Annotated in this window: 4 protein-coding genes; 2 read left to right on the top strand and 2 right to left on the bottom strand. The window is 68.2% G+C overall.

Annotated features, from left to right (window positions below):
- Nucleotides 1-302 (top strand): hypothetical protein (locus Q8M82_RS08055; RefSeq protein ID WP_371126269.1); only part of this gene is annotated, 302 nt, incomplete at its 5' end.
- Between the two features lie 37 nt (nucleotides 303-339).
- Here the strand turns inward: Q8M82_RS08055 and Q8M82_RS08050 are convergent.
- Complete coding sequence (locus Q8M82_RS08050) at nucleotides 340-1,263, bottom strand: manganese catalase family protein (RefSeq protein ID WP_305690848.1); 924 nt, start codon at nucleotides 1,261-1,263, stop codon at nucleotides 340-342.
- Between the two features lie 621 nt (nucleotides 1,264-1,884).
- Here Q8M82_RS08050 and Q8M82_RS08045 point away from each other — a divergent pair.
- Nucleotides 1,885-2,805, top strand: a complete 921-nt coding sequence (locus Q8M82_RS08045; protein ID WP_305690847.1) for a hypothetical protein — start codon at nucleotides 1,885-1,887, stop codon at nucleotides 2,803-2,805.
- A gap of 33 nt (nucleotides 2,806-2,838) precedes the next feature.
- On the opposite strand, the gene Q8M82_RS08040 is transcribed toward Q8M82_RS08045, so the two are convergent.
- On the bottom strand, nucleotides 2,839-4,337 hold a 1,499-nt coding region (locus Q8M82_RS08040), incomplete at its 5' end, for an efflux RND transporter permease subunit (RefSeq protein WP_305690846.1).

Here is a 4,337-nt window from a genome sequence, read left to right as displayed (position 1 = left end):
GATCGTCATCATCCCGAGACGACACGAGAGCGGGCCCTGCGGCCCGGCGAGCGGCTGCGATGGGCGAAAAGACATTGAAAGGGCATGATCTGGCGCGCGGCGAGCGTCTGCAGGTCATGCTGGATGGCGAAGAGCTGGCGGCGCTCGACGATTTCCGTTTCGCCAACCGGATGCCGAGCCGGGCGGCGGCGGTACGCGAACTGCTGCGCCGGGGGCTTTCGGCTTGCGGCCCGCGGAGCGCGCCTGGAGCCCGCTCCCGGGCCTATGGCGTCGTCGCGCGCGGCTCCGAGGACGGCGCCTGACCCGGCGGCCGAAGCCGCCGGGCCGGGGTTGCTCCGCTCAGCGCGAAGCCTTGTAGAGCTTGGTCGCGATCTCGAACATCTCCTCCGGCGCATAGTCCGGCGTGAAAGCCGAGGGGACGCCGGTGAGCTGGTGGATCTTGCCGCCCTCCGGCATGCCCTCGACGACCTCGAGCTCGCCCGGCGGGTCGCCCGGCAGGGCCATCTCGCCATTGCCCCAGATGCCGGCCATGCCGTCATAGTCGGAGGGGCTGAAGGTGTAGAGCCTCCGGTGCGAGCCCTCCTGCAGGTATTTCTGGCACTCGGGAATCTTGTCGAGATTGATGTTGGGCGTCGGCAGCATCTTCTCGATCTCGACGCCGGTGATCTGCTTCAGCGCCAGCGCATAGGCGTGGGCATGCACCGAGCCGCGCACCAGCAGATAGCCGCAGACCTCGCGGCCGGTCGGGTCCGAAAGCGTCTCGTAGACCCGCAGCTTGTGCAGCCGTGCGCCGCATTCCAGGTGGAAATTGTGCAGCAGGTCGGTGACGACATTGCCGGTCGTGGTGATGAAGTCGTTGTTCCAGGAGGCGCCGTTGCTGTTGACCGGGGTCGCGCCGCCGCCATTCGAGAGGAAGCCGGCCGCGAGCCGGATTTCCTGCATCGCCTCCATCGGCGATTTCGAGATGTCGCCGCCGGGCTTGCTGTCGCCATCATTGTCGGGGCCGTTGTTGAGCATGGCGACGCCGTGGCTGACGAGCTCGACATGGCCGAGTTCCTCCGCCGTGATGCTGGCGACGAGATGGTAGAACGGCTTCAGCTTGTCCTTGCTGCGGAAGTTGAAGCTCTGGAACATGTAGTTCCCGAGCGTGGACATCTCGCCATATTTGCCGCCGAGCAGCTCCTGCAGGGCGGCGGCGGCGTTCGGATCCTTCTTCTTGGGGGCGGGAAGCTCGGTCTGGAGCCTGTCGACGCGCATGAACATGGGCTGGTCCTCTCTCCGGGGTCTGAGAGGCGAACAAGCCCGCACCGGCGATGTTCCGGCGCAAAGCGAGTGAGTAACAGGCGCGAAATGGGGGATTTGTGGAGGCCTGAACCCCGTCTTCCGGCCCGGTGCCCGGCGCTCGAAATCGTTATCCCCGCGGCCCGAACCTGTGGCTAAGCTCTGCACGTTCCGCCCGACCAAGGGGGCTGTCGTGAGGCATCGTGCGGCCGGGCGGAATGCGGTGTTCGGGATGGGCGGCCCTCGCAAGGCCGTTCGCCCGGAGGGGCTGCTCGTCGCCGGGGCCTTCAGCAATCCCGGTCGTGACCGACCTTAATGGGCGGCGGGCGAAACCACAGAAAACCGCGCGCGGAGCCGGACGGCGGGCAGCCCCGCCGCCTCGACACTTCGACATCGACACTCGACATCGGCACGCGGCCAAAGCCGCCGCGCCGCCCGGCTCGGCGCACCCCTTTCGGGATGTGACTGAAGCGAGACTCCGCGGCGAGAGCCGGTCGGGGGATTGGGCGTGAGCCGATGCCGCCGGAACCTCCGCACCGCGTGCGAATTGCGCAATAGGGCGTCCGACGTCATCCTGAGCGCCCTATCATGGCGAGGTGACGCATGCTGCGTGGGTTTATTCTGGCTTCGATCCTGCTGCTGGCTCCGGGCGCACAGGCCGCGGGCCCCTTCGGCAAGATCGTCGTCGGCAACTGGACCGGCGGTGCCTTCACCAACGATGCCACGGGCGCCTTCTCGCATTGCGCCGTCAATGCCGGCTATCGCAACGGCACCCGGATGTTCACCTCGATCACCGCCGACCTCAAATGGCTGATCGGTTTCGCCCACCCGAACTGGAAGCTGAAGCCCGGGAGCCGGCTGAATCTCCAGCTCGTCTTCGACCGCACCTCCCGCATCGATGTAACGGCCGAAGCCAAGACACCGACCTTGCTCGCGATCGCGATGCCCGCCGACTCGCAACTGATCGGCGCGTTTCGTCAGGGCCATCGTCTGGAACTGGTCGCCAACGACCAGCGCCTGACCTTCGCCCTGACCTCGACCAGCGAGATGCTGCCGGCGCTGGTCGAATGCGCCAAGCAGAGCGCGAGCCTGCGCGGGCCTGTGAATCCCGCTGCCCGTGCGACAAACCCGACCGCACCGCAAACGGAGGCCGAGCGCCAGGACAGGGCCGAAAAGCGGGCCGTGCTGGAAAAGACCCGAGACCTGATCCGCGCGCGCATGCTGACCTGCATCGGCCGCGAGGGCGGCCCCATGCTCGCCACCGACGAGAAGGCGGAAGTGGTGGCCAAGGCGGCGATGATCTTCTGCAGGGCCGATGTCGACGCGCTCGCCCAGGCGATCATCGAGATTCAGGAGCATGACGGCGCCCGCCTCGTCGTTCGCGTGGGGGTGCGCCGCGCCGCGACCCAGAGCGTGCAGGACGTCGTCGTCGCCCAGATCGTCAAATCGCGCGGCGAAATGCTCAGCCGCCGCAACCAGCAGCCGCCGGCCAAGCCGTCGCAGAGCGGCGAGAAGGCGATCTGACCGCAAGCGCGGGGCCGCTGCCCCGCCGCCTGATCACTCCGCCGCCAACCGTGGCGGCGGCGGCGGCAGCTTCATCTGGGTCGCTCCGGCCTCGGGCCGGGCGTGGCCCTCCTCCGGCTTCGCCTCCCACAGGCTCTCATCCTCCGCCTTGCTGAAGAAGCGGCCAAAAACGCGGCCCGTCAGCTGCGAAAGGTCGTCCATCACCGCGTAGAAGGACGGCACGAAGACGAGGCTGAGCACGGTCGAGACCAGGAGGCCGCCGATCACCGCGATCGCCATCGGCGCGCGGAACTCGCCACCGTCACCGACACCATAGGCCGAGGGCAGCATGCCGGCGGCCATCGCGATCGTCGTCATCACGATCGGGCGGGCGCGCTTGCGGCCGGCCTCGAGCAGAGCGGTGCGGCGGTCCTTGCCGCGGCCCTCCTCCTCGACAGCGAAATCGACCAGCATGATCGCGTTCTTGGTGACGATGCCCATCAGCATGAGCAGGCCGATATAGACCGGCATCGAGACCGGGTTGCCCGTGGCGAGAAGGGCGATGACCACGCCGCCGAAGGAGAGCGGCAGCGAGAGCAGGATCGTGATCGGCTGGAAGACCGAGCCGAACAGCAGGATCAGCACGGCCAGCACCAGCATCAGCCCGGTCGTCATCGCCTGGATGAAGCCGGCGACGACCTCGCCCTGGATCTCGGCATCGCCCGTCGCGGCGATCCAGACGCCGTCGGGCAGGCCGACCTCCTTGACGATGGTGTGGAAGGTCTCCTGCGCCGTGCCCAGCTCGAAGCCGCGCTTGAGATCGGCGCCGATCGCAGCGCGGCGCACGCGGTCATAGCGGTCGATCGATGACGGCCCCTCGCCGAAGCCGATCTCGGCCACGGCGGTCAGCGGAATCGAGACGCCGCTGGTGTTGGTGACGCGCAGGGCCGCGATGTTGCGGATATCGGCGCGCGCCGCCTCATCGAGCTGCACGCGGATCGGCACCAGCCGGTCGCCGGCATTGAACTTGGCGAGATTGGCGCCGACATCGCCAATCGTGGCGACGCGCACGGCCTCCGAGATCGCCTCGGGCGTGACGCCGAGGCTGGCGGCGGCCTCGAGCTTGGGACGCACCGTCAGCTCGGGACGCGAGAGCGAGCCCGAGGTCGCGACGTTGAGATAGCCGTCGACCTTGCGCATCTTGGTCTCGATGCGCGCCACCGCCTCGTCCAGCGCCGCGCCGTCCTTGGAGAGGATCGAGAAAGCCATTTCGCGCTCGCCGCGCTCGTTGACGTACCAGGCGCGCGCGTCCGGCACGCTGGCCAATTTTTGGGCGATGACGACCTTGAGGTCCTTCTGGCGGGCGGCGCGCTCGGATTTGGGCTTGAGCTTGATGGTCACCGCGGCGCGCCGCACCTCACGCTGGCCGGTCGGCGAGGAGCCGCCGAGCACGAAGACCTGCGTCACCTCGGGGATGGTGCGCAGCGCGTCCACGATCTGGTCGGTGGTGGCGCGGGTGTCCTCCAGCGTCGAGCCCGGCGGCAGCTCGACCG

The sequence above is a fragment of the Allobosea sp. genome, from assembly GCF_030694325.1.
GTDB lineage: Bacteria > Pseudomonadota > Alphaproteobacteria > Rhizobiales > Beijerinckiaceae > Allobosea.
The sequence above is the reverse complement of the archived record's forward strand: the minus strand, read 5'-3'. Positions and strand labels throughout refer to the sequence as shown.